Source organism: Pseudoalteromonas sp. NH0006-26 (assembly GCF_057552415.1).
This window is the reverse complement of sequence record NZ_BAAJMJ010000007.1, coordinates 199,818-216,376: the sequence shown is the minus strand read 5'-3', so window position 1 is coordinate 216,376 and position 16,559 is coordinate 199,818. Positions and strand designations below refer to the sequence as shown.

Sequence of the window (16,559 nt, the reverse complement as noted above, 5' to 3'; positions counted from 1 at the left end):
TACTCTAAAAGTTAAATAAAAAAGGTAAGCCATGGCTTACCTTTTTTTATGGTTAAAAATAATTAACCTTCTTTATGTTCTTCTCGTGCTTGCTCAATTTCTGCCGCAATTTCACGTGCTTTTTGCTTGGTTTTTTCAGTCAGCTCGCCAGCCGCTTCTTTGCTTTTAATCCATGCATCAACAGCTACTTCTTTGCCGTCATCGTACATGTCTAAGCCCATCGCTTTACTCTCTTCGAGTAGCTCATTAAATGACTCGTCATTTTTAAGCTCATTGGTTTTTTCTTTAACGTCGTTCCACGTTTCGTTTAGCTTTTCTTGAACTTCAGCGCTCGTTTGTTTGGCGTCTTGTTTCACTTCGTTGGCATCTTCACACCCTGTTAGTGTAATTAAAGTGCCTAATAATGCTAAACCTGCTAACTTCTTCATTGACTATCTCCTTTAGAGAAAATTATATTTCAGGGGTAACTATACAACAATGAAAATGAACATAGCTGTAACAACACGATTAAGTTTTAAATTAATGGACGAAAATGATTGGCCGAAATTATTTGAGCTCGATCAAGACCCAGCCGTTATGCAATATTTAACACAAGGTAAACCAACCACTCTTGAAGAGATAAAAACGATAAGTATTCCTAGAATGCTCGCTTATCGTAATGCGCAACAAGGTTGGGGGTTATGGTAAGTAAACCTGCGCGAAGGCAATACCTTTATAGGGTGGGTGCTTGTTCGGCCGATGGGCTTTTTTTCAGATACGCCTGATTTTAGTGATATTGAAGTGGGCTGGCGATTTAAACAAGCGAGTTGGGGTAAAGGTTATGCAATTGAGGCGGCACAAGCGATTTGCTCAACGATTGAGAAGCAACCGCAAATTAAGGCAATTAGTGCCACGGCACTGACCGCCAACGTTGGCTCAATTAGTGTTATGAAAAAGCTCGGTATGCGGCTTAAACATTATTATATTCATACTGATGACGGCTCAAACTTAACCGCTGCGCTATATTCAAAGTCGTGTAGATAGATTAAAAATAATCTCAAGCCCTACAAATATAGCGTCTAAATATTGACCTAGTGTTTGTTACTGTGCATTAATGTTTGCCATCAATGTATAAAAATAACCTAAGGATATGGGATGGGATCACTCTTTTCACCAAGCAAGCTAATTATTAGCAGTGTCTTAATAATACAAGTATGCTTTTTTAATGTTGCAGCCAAGCAAAGTGCGGTGGCGATGCCCGACACATTTAGTGCGCAAGCGGCAAAAACTGTGTTACAGCAGGGGGGCAATGCGGTTGATGCAGCCATTGCAGCGCAGTTTGTGTTGGCCGTTACGCTCCCCGAAGCAGGTAATATTGGCGGCGGTGGTTTTATGCTTATTCATAAAGATGGGCAAGGTGATTTTATAGATTACCGTGAAACTGCACCTAACGCCGCGCATCGTGATATGTATTTAGATGAGCAGGGGCAAGTAATTGAAAATAAATCTATTTACGGCATACACGCTAGTGGCGTGCCTGGCAGTGTCGCAGGAATGTGGTTAGCCCATAAAAAGCATGGTACGTTACCGTGGAAAGCGTTAGTGCAACCTGCGTTAACATTAGCAGAGCAGGGCTTTGTTGTGCCTGAAAAGTTGGCTCAGCTGATTGAGGACTATATAGCGCATCTAAATAATAAAAACATTAAAGTAAATTTTGCCAGTTATTTTGCTACAGCTACGGCAGGTGCGCTTTTTAAACAACCAGAGCTAGCTGCCACACTCAAACGCATTCGCGATGACGGTCAAGATGGCTTTTATCAAGGTGAAACTGCAGCAATCATCGCAAACTTTATGAAGCAACATGGCGGTATTATTACTCAAGACGATTTAAAAAATTACCGCGCAAAGTCTCGTACACCTATAAAAGCGAACTGGAATGGCTACCAAGTGCTTACTTCACCGCCACCAAGTTCAGGCGGCATTGCTATATTGCAATGGCTGAAAATGTATGAGCTTAAAAAACCAACGCCTGCACAACAACATAATTCAGTAGGGTATGTGCATTTATTGGCTGAAATAGGTAAGCGAGTATTTGCCGATAGAGCAGAGTACTTAGGCGATCCTGACTTTTACCAAGTACCTACAGCAAAGCTGCTTGCAGAAAATTACCTTAAAAACCGTAGCAACAGTATAGATTTAAATGCTATTTCAACTACCGAAAATATTAAACCAGGTTTAAAAGAAAGCGAGCAAACCACTCACTTTTCTATTATTGATAACATGGGAAATGCCGTTGCTAATACCACCACCATTAATTTAGGGTTTGGTAGTGGTGTCGTTGTAGAAGGCGCAGGCTTTATTTTAAATGATGAAATGGATGATTTTAGCGCCAAACCTGGGGTTATGAATGTATTTGGCGCCATTGGCGGCAAAGCAAATGAAATTCAGCCGCATAAACGTATGCTTAGCTCTATGACCCCCACTATTTTACTCAGTAATAATCAGGTAAAAATGGTAACAGGGTCGCCCGGCGGTACCACTATTATTAGCTCTGTGTATCAATCAATACTCAACGCAATTGAATTTAATATGAGCGCAGATGATGTAGTAAATAGTCCGCGATTTCATCATCAGTTATGGCCTAAAAATGTAATTAGAGCGCACCCGGGTTTGGAGTCCTCAGTAAAACAACAGCTAATAAAAATGGGTTATACAGTGGATGAGCGTCACTTTGGTGATATGCACGTGATTATTAATAATGATGGCAAATTAGATGCAGCGTCTGAGCAAAGCGGAAGAGGGCAAGCGATAGTATTTTAAAGTCAATAACTGCTGTTTCAATGATATGCACCCCAAAACCATCTATGGGGTGCATATATTAGAACAACTATAAGGATTAGCCTATTGCAGGTATTAAGCCTGCCATTTGTAGGCATTGCGCACTAATAATTGATATACCGCACAAAGCGGCTATCGCTAATCCAATGTTACCACTGCGTACTTTATAGCCTTCTTTTTCAACGCCCTGACGTTGTTTGTACACCATACTAACAGGTAAAAATACTGCCAATATTACTAAAGCAATGGCCGCATAGCCTAATGCCATAATAAATCCTTGCGGGTAAAATAAAGCAAATCCAAGAGGAGGAACAAAAGTAATAAGTGCTGTTTTAATTCTATCTGCGCCCGTATCTGCTTTTTTGAATGTGTCGGCAAAAAAGTCAAATAACCCCAAGCTCACCCCTAAAAATGACGTTGCTAGGGCTAAGTCAGCAAACAATTTAACCGCAGTAGAAACATTGGCGTTATTGGCAATATTGGCCACACTGGCTACAAACCCAGTTAACCCTTCGCTTTGTAGTAATTGCTCTTGACTCATTATGCCTTGGCTTAATACTTGCCAAAATACATATATAACCAATGGTAAAGAGGCGCCTGCAATCATAACTTTGCGTAAGGTTTTTATATCAAGCCCGACGTATTTAACAATAGAAGGAATTGAGCCATGAAAACCAAAGGAGGTAAATACCACCGGAATAGCCGATAGTATCAGCCCTTGCTCAACAGGCATTTCCAATAAATGTTGGCCATGTACATAAGGTGTTAGCATATAAAACAAGCTAGCCAAAACGACTATTTTTATACTAAATAGTACTCGGTTAAGCTTATCAACTTTACTAGTGCCTAAAGTCACCACACCTGCAATTAGCACGGCTAAAATAACGGAGCCTAATTGTGGAGCAATACTAAGATTAAACCCAGTATTAATGCGCTCTTGTAGCTGAGCACCACCACCTGCTATGTAAGCAGCACACAGTGCATAAAATAAGAATATCATCGAAAAGTTAGCCACATACTGGCCACGTTTACCAAGCCAAAGCTTAGCAAGTGTATTTAAAGTGGCATCGCGAGGGGCATATTGGTGTAGCTCCAACATAAGTAAAGCCGTGTAGGTCATAAGTAACCAACAGCCGACAATTAACACCATTGCCGTATTAAACCCAAGCCCCGCAGACGCAATTGGTAGGGCAAGCATACCTGCGCCTATGGTAGTTCCTGCAACAATTAACATGCTACCTATTGTTTTATTTTTAAGCACTTAATGATCCTGATCAAACGTGAGAGACACGCAAGATATAACTAGTTGTGCAAAACTTAAATAGTTTTGTCATAAAAGAGACAAAATAAAATGTAATCTTCTATTTACAACTGTATTTAAAAAGCAGAGATATTTTGCTGATGTAATTTAACTCATTAATATAATTAAAAAATAAAAAGCCAAATGTTAATAACTAAATGGTCAGATTATTGGTTTTGCACAATAGAAGGATTACTAAAACAATAGGTGTTGGCCGAAAGTGCTAAAATTGCACCTTCAGCCATTAAAAGAGGGGGCTAAACTTACATTTTTGCTATTTGAATCACTAAGCGGCGGTTTTTATCACGCCCCAAAATATTATCGTTGGTATCTACAAAGCGTTTTTCACCAAAGCCTTCAGTAACCACTTTAGCTTCATCAACACCTAAGCTCACCATGTAATCTTTAATCGCCTTAGCACGGGTTCTAGATAAATCGAGGTTATTCCAACGACCACCGTAACTATCGGTATAGGATGCAATACTGATTGACTCTATACTGGGGTCGTTTTTCAAATACTCAGCAATTTTATCAAGGCGTTGTTGCGATGACTTAGTTAATTTACTGCTATTAGATTCATAGTTCATTATAGTGAACGAAATATCTTCAAAATTGTATGGCAGTAGTTCATCGCGGCACTGTAAAAACGCCCAATACGCTTGCTTAAAGTTAACATTAGACATGCCCACGGCAATTTTATCGGCACTATTTTGCCAGTCTTGGTAGTAAAAAGTGGGTTGGTTACCTTTTTCAAGCTCAGTAAGCATTTCCCATGCTGTTTTATTACCTAATTCACCATCAAACTTTTTAAGTAATTTCATATCAGCAATATCACGGGCAGGGCGGCCTGCTCGCCAGCTAGGTGGCACCGCTTTCAAACCGGCAATCGCGTAATTTTCTGGGCGCACAACCATGTCTAAATTAAAGGTGAGATCTTTGTTTTTACTGGCTGATGCTTTAAAAACGGCTTCACCATAGTAGGGAACTTCATGATTTAATTGGCATTGTAAGCGAGTTGTTTTAACCAAGTTCCAGTTTGAATTATCTTGGTTAGCCGTGTACTGGCGCATTGCCGCAGTTGTATTCAAACTACACAGCACACTACTAATGCTTAGGCTAATAAATAACAACTTACACTTCATTGAGAATTCTCCAGTTATCTAGCTTTGCCAAAAAAGTGACAAAAACCGTAAAATATTGCGCAACAGCAAATAATTCAGCGCAAACGCTAGGGTCTGTTGATCTTTCAAGGTTAAATTTGCAGCAGTCTGTTTGGTATTTAGGCAAGGCAGAGCCTATGTGGTGTGGTTATTCCCCATAAATAGGCGATAACACAGCATTAATGCCAAACAGGCGCTGCCCTTTGGGTTATGCCTAGGGGCGATTTACTCTTTGTTGCTCGGTTTTTACTTAGCCCACTAGGTTACAAACCTCGCGCCGCGATTAAATCGCCCCTAGCTTGAACAAATTTTAATCCGCAAAGGTCAACAGACCCTAATTACTAAGCAAGTAACATGCCTATAGTTTAACTGTAATTAATCAATAAATCCCCTAGCCGACAGGCCACCAATTTTGACATAATAGACAGCTAATCCCTATAAACCAAGAATACTATGGCAAATACTGAGCAAACACTTTTCGCGCAACGCTTTCGTGGCTTTTTTCCAGTGGTTATTGATGTTGAAACCGCCGGTTTTAACAAAGAAACCGACGCACTACTAGAAATTGCAGCGTCCGTTTTAAAAATGGATGATGAAGGACTGCTTAGTATCGATCATACCGTTCATTTTCATGTGCAACCGTTTGAGGGTGCAAACATTGAGCAAGCTGCCATTGAGTTTAATGGGATTGAGCCTTTTTCAGCACTTCGAGGGGCAGTCCCAGAAGAAGAGGCGATTAAAGAAATTTGTAAAGTAGTGCGCAAAGCGCAAAAAGCTGCGGGGTGCCAGCGCTCAGTGGTGGTTGCTCATAATGCCGCTTTTGATCACGGCTTTTTAAATGCGGCTATTGAGCGTAATAATATCAAGCGCACACCATTTCATCCGTTTGTTAGTTTTGATACCACATCACTTGCTGGTTTGGCATTAGGGCAAACGGTACTTGCTAAAGCGTGTCGCGCAGCAGGGATAGAGTTTGATAACAAACAAGCGCATTCAGCGTTGTACGATACAGAGCGTACTGCTGAACTGTACTGTTTAATTGTTAATCGTTGGCAGCAACTAGGTGGTTGGCCGCTTGCTGTAGACGAAACACAACAAAGCGAAGACGAAGCAAGCAACCAAAATTAGAAACTCAGCTCGTAATAGTGAATGTTTACTTTTGAGCTGAGTCAGTTTTAATTAGCGTTATTAAAACGATTGGGTTATTTTACCTTCACTGTGGGTGATTAAATGCGGTGGGTAATTACGCGAAAAGCTAATTGATTCTCGTGCAATTTTAAGCTCCACCCCAGGGTGCATAAGCTCATTAACTTTTAAACGACTGAGCGCTAAAAGCTGCGCCATTTTCTTTCTTAGCAACTGCTTTTGCTGATTGATACTAGCGCTTCGGTTTGCTATGTGTTCTTCATTAGTTATTATTTTATCTAAAAACTGCTGACGCTGTGAACTTGCAGCCTGTTTATTAATTCGCTGGCGCGCTTGCTGCAGCTCAATTGACTTACTAATTAAAACTTTTTCAAAATCGGTGATTTGCGCTTGTTTTTGTTTAAGTACGTACCAGCGCTGGGCGATGCAAACTCGCGTTTTAGTCCCTGCTGGCGCCCCTAATTCGCCTGTTTCAATGCGCATTGCATCAAGAATATGGCCACCAATAATTTTACCTTTGGGATCTTTTGCACTGCCCACTCTAATTAGATTTCCGGCACTCAAGTCACAATGTAATGATTGGCGATCTATTAATAAGTTTTGCTCCGTTTTTATGTCGCAGTATTGAGAGTAACCAAGCGCAATGGTTCGTTTAGCAAAAATAGAACAGGTGAATGGCTCATCGGCTTCTCGCTTACGACCAATTGCACCCTTTAATATTGTGATGGCGCTATCACTTTTTAGCTGTGCCGATTCAACAAAACCTAAAACAGTAATATCGCCAGTGGCAGTCACGCGCATGCCATCCTTTATATCACCGCTGACAATAACACTGCCATCAAACTCAACATGGCCGGTACTTGGGTCAATATTGTGAAAACATAAAACATCATCAACACGCATACCACGGGGAAGGGCAACCGGTACGCCAGTACAATCCGCAATTAATAAATTAGGGTTATCGGGCGCAATTTTAGTGCCGTCAAAAGGTTGTAATTTATGCTCTTTGCCGGGAGGAGCTGTTATTACATCACCAAATACAGTAAACCCATCAACACCGGGTGTTGCAGGAATACGTCGCATTAGTTCACATCCCGGTTTTACAGTAATAATATCACCTAGGTTTTTCATATCGACTTTACCACCGCCCTTAGCTTGCGGGCTAAGTACGCGGTCTTGCGCTGTGCAGCAAAGACGCACAAATTTGGCATCGTTACCCACTTTAGGCGTGCGACCAAAAGCGACTTCGGCGCAATGTGTGCTTCCTGAGAGGTGTTCAAACTGTTGTGCCAATAACTGTTCTAATGCATGAGAGCTAATGCCTTTTACAATGCCTGCTTGTGTTAACTCTTCAATCGCTTGCTCCATGCTAAGCAATTTACCGCCCTTGGCAGTAATAAGGGTAGCTTCAACGAGCATGTTTTTTTCATCGATGTTTATCGTAAGCTTTGCATCAATGGCTTGAGCAATCACTAAAGAGGTGGGTTCTTCGGTATTACTTTGAGCAAACAGCTTACCAATATTGCTAGCAATAACCTCACACTCGCAATATTCTGACTGTCCAATTAATTCAATAAGCTGTGTTGCTGTTGAGGCTAAACCTGAAACTTGTGGGTGGGAAACTAAAGAGATATACCCCGTTTGCTCATCAAAAGAAAAAACCGACATTTATAAATCCTCTAGGTAATATGCCTGTTATTATTTTTTATAATCTATTAGACCAAGGTCTAGCTGCATATTTGAGCACAAACAAGCCTAGGTGTTAAGTAATTGTTTTTTTATTATCCTAGTATTTACATTTTTAAGTACGTGTTTGATGCAGGATTAACCAAGCGATAAAATAAAGTGCCTAAGGTGTTGAGTATTGATGGGTTACTCAGTTATACTGCTTGCACGCTCTGAATGAGTAACCTTATTCAGGGGCTGATTAGGATTCGACGGAATTCAAGAAGCCCAAGGTGCATGTCGAGGTGCGGTTTGCCTCGTAAAAAAGCCGCAATTTAAAGTAATCGCAAACGACGATAACTACTCTCTAGCAGCTTAGGCTGGCTAGCGCTCCTTCCATGTATTCTTGTGGACTGGATTTTGGAGTGTCACCCTAACACCTGATCGCGACGGAAACCCTGGCCGGGGTTGAAGCGTTAAAACTAAGCGGCCTCGCCTTTATCTACCGTGTTTGTCCGGGATTTAAAGGTTAATTAAATGACAATACTAAACATGTAGTACCGACGGTCGAGGCTTTTCGGACGGGGGTTCAAATCCCCCCAGCTCCACCAATAACGGTTTTTAAATTCGTTTGTTTAAAAACCCTAAAAAACCCGCAACTTGAGCAATCAAGTCGCGGGTTTTTTTATGGCTGAAATTATTGAATTTATTGTGCTTTGGTTTATCTTGCGAACCCCGAACCCCGAACCCCGAACCCCGAACCCCGAACCCCGAACCCCGAACCCCGAACCCCATACCACTAAAAGACTAGTCGCTTACTTGCCTATTTTTTGTATTATGAGTCAATGATTAACAGCGGGCATAGATATGGATATTTTTACAGCTGAACACATCTCCCCTTTAATTTCGCTTTTACTCATTTTACTGGCGGGGTTTACTTCGTTTGTATCGGCCGCTTTTGGTGCGGGCGGCGGGTTAATGCTGTTGGTGGTAATGGCGTCGGTTATGCCTATGGCGGTGGTGGTGCCGGTTCATGGTTTAGTGCAGTTAGGCTCTAATGCTAATCGGTTGTTGTTGAGCATTACCCATCTTGATAAGCCGATGTTGCTGTATTTTACTCTGGGTGGATTAATTGGCGCGGGGCTATCAAGCCAAGTAGTAAGCGATATTAACCTTGATAGCATGAAGCTGTTTGTGGCTTTATTTGTGATTTATTTACTGTGGGGAACAATCCCTGAATTTAATAAAGACTCACGATTAGGGCGCTTACTAGCGGGCGTAATTACGGCATTTATTTCTACCTTTGTGGGAGCAAGTGGGCCTCTGGTGGCAAGTTATTTACACATTAATCATTACGATAAGCTTAAATTTACCGCGACTTTTTCAAGTATTATGACCTTGCAGCATAGTTTAAAAGCCGTTGTTTATGCGGGGCTGGGTTTTAGCTTTTGGCAATGGTTGCCGTTAACACTGGCGATGATTTTAAGCGGAGCCATTGGCACATGGTTAGGGATTAAGTTACTTAAGCGGTTATCGGTGGCGCGTTTTAGGGTTATTTTTAAAGTGATTTTAACCCTGCTTGCCATACAGCTTGCATGGCAAGGGATGAATGCAATGCTTATTTAATAGCGGCTTTTATTGGTTTGTCGCCATCAAATACTTCAAATATGCAGCGATTGCTGCCTTGCTCTGTGGCAATAGTAAATAGAACATGGGCTACGTTTTCACGGCTAATGATTGCTTTATCGCGATCTTTGGGACGTTCGGTAGAAATAAGTTTTGAGGCATTCTCATTTGTGAGTGAGCCTGGACGTACAATCGTATAATTGAGCCCGCTATTAATTAAATGCCTATCTGCCATATGCTTAGCTACTAAATAGGGTTTTAAATCGCTTTGAATTGCATCTGGATCGTCAGCGCCAATAGAACTCACCATTGTAAAGTGCTTAGCGGCATGCTCTTTTGCGTAATTAATGGCTTTGGTGGCGGCCCATAAATCAATAAGTAAGGTTTTATCTGCGCCGGTGCTCCCGCCTGAACCTGCGGCAAAGATGATATGGTCGCAACCGTGCAGCGCATCGCTAAAATCATTTTCTAAATCTTGCTCTACGATTGTTAAATAGTCGCTATTTAAGTCATCTAATTTACTTTTGTCACGTACTAAAGCCACTACAGGATGTTGGCGTTCGAGCAATAGTTTGGTGGTTAGTTTACCAATCTGCCCACTTGCGCCAATAATTAAAGTCTTACTCATAATTAATTCCTTCTCAATATAGTGTAAAGATTGTTCGTACAAACAGACCTTGGGGTAGGGAATTATTTTTAAAGGGTAAATGGGATTTAAATGAGCTTATTTAAAAAAACATATTAGTTAAAAAGTCATTACTTAACTGAGCATTAAAATTAGCTGCTTTAAAGATGTTTTTTAGAACTTTTACTCGATCATTATACTTACTTCGGTTACATAGTTACGGTGGTATTACTACCTTTAAATTTTATTGCGAATAAGGTCTCGAACAATAAAGCGCCCTGGGTGAATTGCTTGGCTTACACGCTCGCTTAGTGGGCGTGGTTCATTGTTTAAACTACTTATTAAATGCTCAGCAGATAACGGTGCACTGCATAATGCTCGCGCACCAAAGCCGGTAAAAATATGTAGGCCCTGTTGTGGTTTTTCTAACGGCTGATATCGATAGCGCTTGCCTAAACGTAAATTAGCAAATGCATGTGTATAATCAGTTTGCTCCACCCATTCACCAGCCATTGGTAAGTGGTCAATAAAACTACAGCGAACAGCAGCTTTGGCTGAGCTAATATCCCCTAAGCTAGTGGCAAATTCAGTGTTGTTATAAAAACTCAGTAATTGCTCGCGGTTAGTGTGGTTGTCTTGCTCGGTCACTTCACGGCTTTTGCTATTTTTTTCAAAGGTGGCGCCCATACAGTGATGATCTAAATAAGCGGGAGTAAAATAACCTTTGTGACACAACACAGTATTAAGTTTACGTGATTGCTCGCTTGCCTGAACATGTGACACTTGGCCGCGAACGCCAACAATGGGAAGTGTTTTGGTTTGCGTAAATGCATCACTGTGCTCACCAGTACAAATAATCACATCGCTAAAGGGGCCAAATGTTTTCTTTTGCGTGGTTAAGTACCAACCATCGGGTTGTTTATTAAATTGCTCAATATGGCAGTTAAATCGGCTTTCAAATGAATTTAGTTGCTGTGCGGCATCTAACATTGCACAGACTAGCTGCGGGGGATTAACCCAGCCGCCTTGTTCAAAAAACACCCCTGAGTAACCTGTTTTAACCCCAGCGATAGCATCACCCTCATTAGCAGTCACATTTCGCATAAGCTGCTCTGGCCACAGTTGTTTATCTGCGAGGTTTTGATGGCGATCTGCCAATGGCTGTTTTACTGCATGTTGTAGTACACCACACCACTGGTGATCAAACAAAAAGCCATTGTTGATTAATTGATTATAAAGTCGCTTCGCGTATAAAAAACTATGGGCAAATAATTCACTATGTGGCGAGTTTTTTGCCTGTAAGTGCGGATACACAGCCCCTTGTACATTGTGCGATGCCCCCATTGCGGGTTTTTCATCTTGGCAAAATAAGTGGCTTTTTATCCCACGCTTTGCGAGGCTATAAAGGATGCAACTGCTCGCTATACCACCGCCAATAACAGCCACACTTGAAAGCGGTGAGGGGTGATGCTCAAAATAGGCGGGGGCTGATTGTTTTGGGTTGGCTTGAGCGAGTGTGCCAATTAGCATCTCACGCTTTCGGCCAAAGCCTTTGGCTTTTTGCATGCTAAAGCCTGCCTCTTTTAGTCCTCTGCGCACAAAGCCCGCAGCGGTAAACGTGGCTAATGTGGCATTGTTTCTAGAAATATCGACCATGGCGTTAAATACACTTTGCTGCCACATATCGGGGTTTTTACTTGGCGCAAAGCCATCTAAAAACCACGCATCAACCAGCCCACTTTGTGGGTAGCTCATGCTATTAATGCATTCCAGTACGTCGCCAAAGTAGAGGTCGAGGACTACACGGCCATTGGCAAACTCTAACCGATGGCAGCCATTTAAATTAATCGGATAGTGAGCAACGAGCTGCTTGCTTAAATGGCTTAAGCTAGGCCAAGCTTGCAAGGCTTGTTTTAAATCATTTACGCTAAGTGGATATTTTTCAAAAGAAATAAAATGTAATCTCTGTACAGTATTTGGCTGTTCATTTTGAACTTGTGAGTACTGTAGGTGGTCAGAAAACTGCAGCCATACATTTAAGAAGTTAAGTCCAGTACCAAAACCGGTTTCGGCAATAACAAAGTGTTCACGGTCATGATTTTGTAACCGTGTATCTATACTGTTTTGTTGATAAAACACATAATGCGATTCGGCAAGGCCATCGTCATTAGAAAAATAAACATCGTCAAAGTCATTGGCAACCGGTGTGCCTAAGTCGTTAAAGTGTATATGGGCGTTTTTTATCATGACCAATTCAATTTATAGATAATTTTTTAATTATTTTACGTGTTTTCTTTGAAATAGTCTGGCGTTATTTATAAGCTGTAGCTTCAGAGTACAAGTGTACGCTAGAAAGCTGACCACTTAGATGATTAAATTCGCGTAAAATAGAACACAATTAAGTATTAAGCTAAGGGAATTACCCATGAGAAGAGCCGTAATAACAGGCATCGGTGTTGTATCAAGCATCGGCAATAATAAACAAGAAGTATTAGAGTCACTTAGAGCTGGTAAAAGTGGTATTGCTTTTAATCAAGAATTTGCTGATTACAAATTGCGTAGCAATGTATCAGGTAAAATTGATATTGATGTTAAAGAGCATGTTGATCGCAAAGCAATGCGCTTTATGGGTGATGCGGCGGCTTACTCTTATATTTCAATGGCGCAAGCGATTGAAGATGCGGGTCTTAGCGACGAGCAAGTATCAAACGAGCGTACTGGTTTATTAGTTGGCTCTGGCGGTGGTTCATCAAAATGGCAAGTAGAAGCGGCTGATATTCTTCGTGAAAAAGGCGTTAAACGCGTTGGTCCTTACATGGTGCCACGTACTATGGCAAGCACCACTTCTGCATGTTTAGCAACACCGTTTAAAATTAAAGGTGTTAACTACTCTATTAGTTCTGCGTGTGCAACTTCTGCGCATTGTATTGGCCACGCGGTAGAACAAATTCAATTAGGCAAACAAGACGTTATTTTTGCAGGCGGGGGTGAAGAACTTCACTGGACGTTAGCGATGGAATTTGACGCTATGGGCGCGCTTTCTACTAAATACAACGACACACCTGAAAAAGCATCACGTACTTATGATGCAAACCGCGATGGTTTTGTAATTTCAGCCGGTGGCGGTATTGTGGTTGTTGAAGAACTTGAACATGCACTTGCTCGTGGCGCGCATATTTACGCTGAAATTACCGGTTACGGCGCAACCTCAGATGGTTACGACATGGTTGCACCATCGGGTGAAGGTGCGGCACGTTGTATGCGCCAAGCTATGCAAAACGTTGACAGCATTGATTACTTAAATACCCACGGTACATCTACACCAGTAGGTGATGTTAAAGAGCTAGGCGCTATTCAAGAAGTATTTGGTGGTAACTCACCAATGATCAGTGCCACTAAAGCAATGACAGGCCATGCATTGGGTGCGGCTGGCGTACACGAAGCTATCTTTTCATTACTCATGCTTGAGCACGGTTTTGTTGCGCCATCTATCAATATTGATGAGTTAGATGAACAAGCGGCAGGCTTGAATATTGTGACTGAAGCAAAAGACGTTGAACTAAACACGGTTATGTCTAACAGCTTTGGTTTTGGCGGTACTAATGCCACGCTAGTAATGAGCAAATACAAAGGTTAAGTTAATCGTTACCTATTTTAAAGCCGAGCAAAATGCTCGGCTTTTTCGTTTGTGCTAATAGGGGGTTGTTCGTTACAATAGCGCCTCATTTCGCCAAACGGACTCACAATGAAAATTCTTGCCGATCAAAATATGCCTTTAGTTGAGCAATTCTTTAAAGATATGGGTGAGGTTGAACGATTTGATGGCAGGCAATTAACCCCTGAACAACTTATCGATGTTGATGTACTGCTTACCCGCTCAGTTACTCAAGTTAACAGTGAACTATTAGCACAGGCGAATAAACTAAGCTTTGTAGGTACCGCCACGATTGGTGTTGATCATATTGATACTGATTTGCTCAGTGCTAACAATATCGGCTTTACCAGTGCGCCTGGCTGTAATGCCATTGCCGTAGCTGAGTATGTAATAAGTAGCTTATTTGCATTAAGCCAAGAAAATGCCAGTCCGTTAAGTGGTAAAACAATCGGTATTGTGGGTGTAGGTAATATTGGCAGTTGTTTAGCGCAAAAGTTAAAAGCACTGAACGTTAATTTACTATTGTGCGATCCAATTAAACATGAGCAAGGGCTATTAACCGAGCATGTTGAGCTTGATGAGCTATTAGCGCAGTCAGATATTGTTACTTTTCATGTGCCGTTGATTAAAACGGGTAGGCACAAAACCCTGCACATGCTTGATAAAACACGCTTAACTAAACTTAAATCTGGGTTAACGTTAATAAACGCCAGCCGAGGTGATGTAATTGACAATCAAGCCTTACTTGAAGTGATGCAAGCCGGAGCAGAACTCGATTTAGTGCTGGATGTTTGGGAAAATGAACCTAATATTTTAACTGAATTACTGGAGCACGTGCGCTATGCCAGTGTTCACATTGCAGGGCATACCCTTGAAGGTAAAGCGCGAGGTACACAAATGTTGTACCAGCGCTTATGTGAGCTCAAAGGGGTTAACGCAATAAAATCGCTTGATGATTTTTTACCGCCTCCTGCGATTAAAAAAGTCACCCTAGAAAGCAGTTTTAGCGAAACAGATATAGCCCGTTTAGTGCATTTAGTTTATGACGTACGCCGTGATGATGGCATTTTACTACGTCACTTGGCCGATGAAGGCTTTGACAGCTTACGAAAAAACTACTCAACCCGCCGTGAGTTTAGCACTGTGATGGTTGAAGGTGATAGCACCGAGCTTGCTGCACTCGCCCAGCTTGGCTTTACCACAGTAAACTAATTTAATTAGCGCGGTTGTTTTAACCGTGCTTACAGAGGATGAAATATGTCGCAAAAATATAACGTTGCCGTACTCGGCGCTACCGGCCTTGTTGGTCGTCAAATCATTGAAACTTTGGAAGATCGTAAATTTCCGGTCGATCAGCTGTTTTTATTAGCAAGCAGCCGAAGTGCCGGCGAAGATATAAAGTTTCGTGGTGAGAGCATAGAAGTACGCGATGTTGAAGGCTTTGACTTTAGCCAAGCGCATATCGGCTTATTTTCTGCTGGTGGCAGTGTGTCTGAAAAGTACGCCCCGATTGCTGCAGACGCAGGCTGTATTGTTATTGATAATACCTCACACTTTAGAAATGACTTTGAAGTGCCGCTAATTGTGCCAGAAGTGAATGCAGCGAGTTTAGCCGATTTTAGAAACCGTAATATAATCGCTAATCCTAATTGTTCAACTATTCAAATGATGCTCGCGCTTAAACCTATTTATGATGCCTACGGTATTGATCGTATTAACGTTTCAACCTACCAAGCAGTGTCGGGTGCAGGCAAAGAAGCGGTTGATGAACTGGCAAAACAAACAGCTAACTTAATGAATGCACGTCCAATGGAAAACGACATTTTTCCTAAGCAAATTGCGTTTAATGTTATTCCGCAAATCGATAGCTTTGAAGACAATGGCTATACACGCGAAGAAATGAAAATGGTAAACGAAACGCATAAAATTTTAGGCGATACCACCATTGCAGTAAACCCGACCTGCGTTCGTGTACCGGTGTTCTTTGGTCATTCTGAGTCAATTAATATAGAAACGCGTATGCCTTATGACTTTGAGCATGTGAAGCAATTATTGAGCGATGCACCGGGTGTTGAGCTAATTGATGATGCGGGTGATTACCCAACGGCTGTCTCTGATGCCAGTGGTAACGACACTGTTTACATTGGCCGTTTACGTGCCGATATTTCACACCCACATGGATTAAATATGTGGGTAGTAAGTGATAACACCCGTAAAGGGGCTGCAACCAACAGTGTGCAAATAGCAGAAGAGCTAATCGCTAATTACATGTAATTAGCCTGAAGATAGTGATAATCCAATAAACGGCAAACCTAAGTGGTTTGCCGTTTTTTTGTGCTTTAATTGCCATTTTTTTGCCACTTATAAACAACAGCAGTGTAAACACTTTGATAAACAACATAAAATTATTTTTATCTAGATGTTTAAGGTATTTATTTTCAATGCGTTGCGATGGATATTATGGCTTAACTGGTTTATAGTTTGTAACTGGAATAGAGCTTGCAATAAAAATAGATTGTAATAAAAATGTGCGTTAGCTACTTGGCTAACAACGGCAAGAATAAT

The 16,559-nt window shown here is 41.5% G+C and carries 12 protein-coding genes, 1 other RNA gene and 1 pseudogene; 8 read left to right on the top strand and 6 right to left on the bottom strand.

What is annotated here, in order from left to right; genetic code table 11:
* Nucleotides 1-62: 62 nt before the first annotated feature.
* A complete protein-coding gene (locus tag AC27JR_RS12545; protein ID WP_008111315.1) occupies nt 63-428 on the bottom strand; it encodes a hypothetical protein in 366 nt (121 codons plus the stop codon).
* Nucleotides 429-477: 49 nt separating this feature from the next.
* On the opposite strand from AC27JR_RS12545, the pseudogene AC27JR_RS12540 reads away from it, so the two are divergent.
* Together AC27JR_RS12540 and ggt are read left to right on the top strand one after the other, a co-directional pair.
* Nucleotides 478-1,023 (top strand): annotated as a pseudogene (locus AC27JR_RS12540) (GNAT family N-acetyltransferase).
* 111 nt (nt 1,024-1,134) lie between these two features.
* Entirely contained in the window at nt 1,135-2,799 is a 1,665-nt protein-coding gene (gene ggt, locus AC27JR_RS12535; RefSeq protein WP_487173783.1) for a gamma-glutamyltransferase, read from the top strand.
* 76 nt (nt 2,800-2,875) lie between these two features.
* On the opposite strand, the gene AC27JR_RS12530 is transcribed toward ggt, so the two are convergent.
* Nucleotides 2,876-4,078, bottom strand: a complete 1,203-nt coding sequence (locus AC27JR_RS12530) for an aromatic amino acid transport family protein (RefSeq protein ID WP_487173782.1) — start codon at nt 4,076-4,078, stop codon at nt 2,876-2,878.
* 302 nt (nt 4,079-4,380) lie between these two features.
* Nucleotides 4,381-5,259, bottom strand: a complete 879-nt coding sequence (locus AC27JR_RS12525; protein WP_487173780.1) for a flagellar protein MotY — start codon at nt 5,257-5,259, stop codon at nt 4,381-4,383.
* A 471-nt stretch (nt 5,260-5,730) separates the two neighbouring features.
* Between AC27JR_RS12525 and rnt the strand changes: the two genes are divergently transcribed.
* Nucleotides 5,731-6,405 (top strand): ribonuclease T, encoded by a 675-nt coding sequence (rnt, locus tag AC27JR_RS12520; RefSeq protein WP_008465792.1) that lies wholly within the window; start codon nt 5,731-5,733, stop codon nt 6,403-6,405.
* Between the two features lie 60 nt (nt 6,406-6,465).
* Here the strand turns inward: rnt and AC27JR_RS12515 are convergent, their stop codons facing one another.
* Nucleotides 6,466-8,091 carry a flagellar assembly protein A gene (locus AC27JR_RS12515; RefSeq protein WP_487173778.1) on the bottom strand — a complete coding sequence of 542 codons (1,626 nt, stop codon included), beginning with the start codon at nt 8,089-8,091 and terminating at the stop codon, nt 6,466-6,468.
* Nucleotides 8,092-8,342: 251 nt separating this feature from the next.
* On the opposite strand from AC27JR_RS12515, the gene ssrA reads away from it, so the two are divergent.
* Nucleotides 8,343-8,699, top strand: a transfer-messenger RNA (tmRNA) gene (gene ssrA / locus AC27JR_RS12510).
* Between the two features lie 256 nt (nt 8,700-8,955).
* Nucleotides 8,956-9,714 carry a sulfite exporter TauE/SafE family protein gene (locus AC27JR_RS12505; protein WP_487173777.1) on the top strand — a complete coding sequence of 253 codons (759 nt, stop codon included), beginning with the start codon at nt 8,956-8,958 and terminating at the stop codon, nt 9,712-9,714.
* Here the strand turns inward: AC27JR_RS12505 and AC27JR_RS12500 are convergent.
* Both AC27JR_RS12500 and mnmC read right to left on the bottom strand, forming a co-directional pair.
* The gene (locus AC27JR_RS12500; protein ID WP_487173776.1) at nt 9,707-10,342 is read right to left on the bottom strand and encodes an SDR family oxidoreductase; all 636 of its coding nucleotides are present in this window, start codon (nt 10,340-10,342) and stop codon (nt 9,707-9,709) included. The genes AC27JR_RS12505 and AC27JR_RS12500 overlap by 8 nt on opposite strands.
* Nucleotides 10,343-10,576: 234 nt before the next feature.
* Entirely contained in the window at nt 10,577-12,586 is a 2,010-nt protein-coding gene (gene mnmC / locus AC27JR_RS12495; protein ID WP_487173775.1) for a bifunctional tRNA (5-methylaminomethyl-2-thiouridine)(34)-methyltransferase MnmC2/FAD-dependent 5-carboxymethylaminomethyl-2-thiouridine(34) oxidoreductase MnmC1, read from the bottom strand.
* Between the two features lie 178 nt (nt 12,587-12,764).
* Between mnmC and fabB the strand changes: the two genes are divergently transcribed.
* From fabB to AC27JR_RS12480, 3 genes are all read left to right on the top strand, one after another.
* Entirely contained in the window at nt 12,765-13,976 is a 1,212-nt protein-coding gene (gene fabB / locus AC27JR_RS12490; RefSeq protein WP_138608223.1) for a beta-ketoacyl-ACP synthase I, read from the top strand.
* A 108-nt stretch (nt 13,977-14,084) separates the two neighbouring features.
* Nucleotides 14,085-15,206 carry a 4-phosphoerythronate dehydrogenase gene (locus AC27JR_RS12485; protein WP_487173774.1) on the top strand — a complete coding sequence of 374 codons (1,122 nt, stop codon included), beginning with the start codon at nt 14,085-14,087 and terminating at the stop codon, nt 15,204-15,206.
* A 45-nt stretch (nt 15,207-15,251) separates the two neighbouring features.
* Nucleotides 15,252-16,268: an aspartate-semialdehyde dehydrogenase gene (locus AC27JR_RS12480; protein ID WP_010388045.1), complete on the top strand. Its 1,017-nt coding sequence runs from the start codon at nt 15,252-15,254 to the stop codon at nt 16,266-16,268.
* The last annotated feature ends 291 nt before the right edge of the window (nt 16,269-16,559 follow it).

Bases quoted from the DNA above. Each gene is read 5' to 3' on its own strand.
- AC27JR_RS12545 (WP_008111315.1), bottom strand. From the start codon at position 428: ATGAAGAAGTTAGCAGGTTTAGCATTATTAGGCACTTTAATTACACTA.
- ggt (WP_487173783.1), top strand. From the start codon at position 1,135: ATGGGATCACTCTTTTCACCAAGCAAGCTAATTATTAGCAGTGTCTTA.
- AC27JR_RS12525 (WP_487173780.1), bottom strand. From the start codon at position 5,259: ATGAAGTGTAAGTTGTTATTTATTAGCCTAAGCATTAGTAGTGTGCTG.
- rnt (WP_008465792.1), top strand. From the start codon at position 5,731: ATGGCAAATACTGAGCAAACACTTTTCGCGCAACGCTTTCGTGGCTTT.
- AC27JR_RS12515 (WP_487173778.1), bottom strand. From the start codon at position 8,091: ATGTCGGTTTTTTCTTTTGATGAGCAAACGGGGTATATCTCTTTAGTT.
- AC27JR_RS12505 (WP_487173777.1), top strand. From the start codon at position 8,956: ATGGATATTTTTACAGCTGAACACATCTCCCCTTTAATTTCGCTTTTA.
- AC27JR_RS12500 (WP_487173776.1), bottom strand. From the start codon at position 10,342: ATGAGTAAGACTTTAATTATTGGCGCAAGTGGGCAGATTGGTAAACTA.
- mnmC (WP_487173775.1), bottom strand. From the start codon at position 12,586: ATGATAAAAAACGCCCATATACACTTTAACGACTTAGGCACACCGGTT.
- fabB (WP_138608223.1), top strand. From the start codon at position 12,765: ATGAGAAGAGCCGTAATAACAGGCATCGGTGTTGTATCAAGCATCGGC.
- AC27JR_RS12485 (WP_487173774.1), top strand. From the start codon at position 14,085: ATGAAAATTCTTGCCGATCAAAATATGCCTTTAGTTGAGCAATTCTTT.
- AC27JR_RS12480 (WP_010388045.1), top strand. From the start codon at position 15,252: ATGTCGCAAAAATATAACGTTGCCGTACTCGGCGCTACCGGCCTTGTT.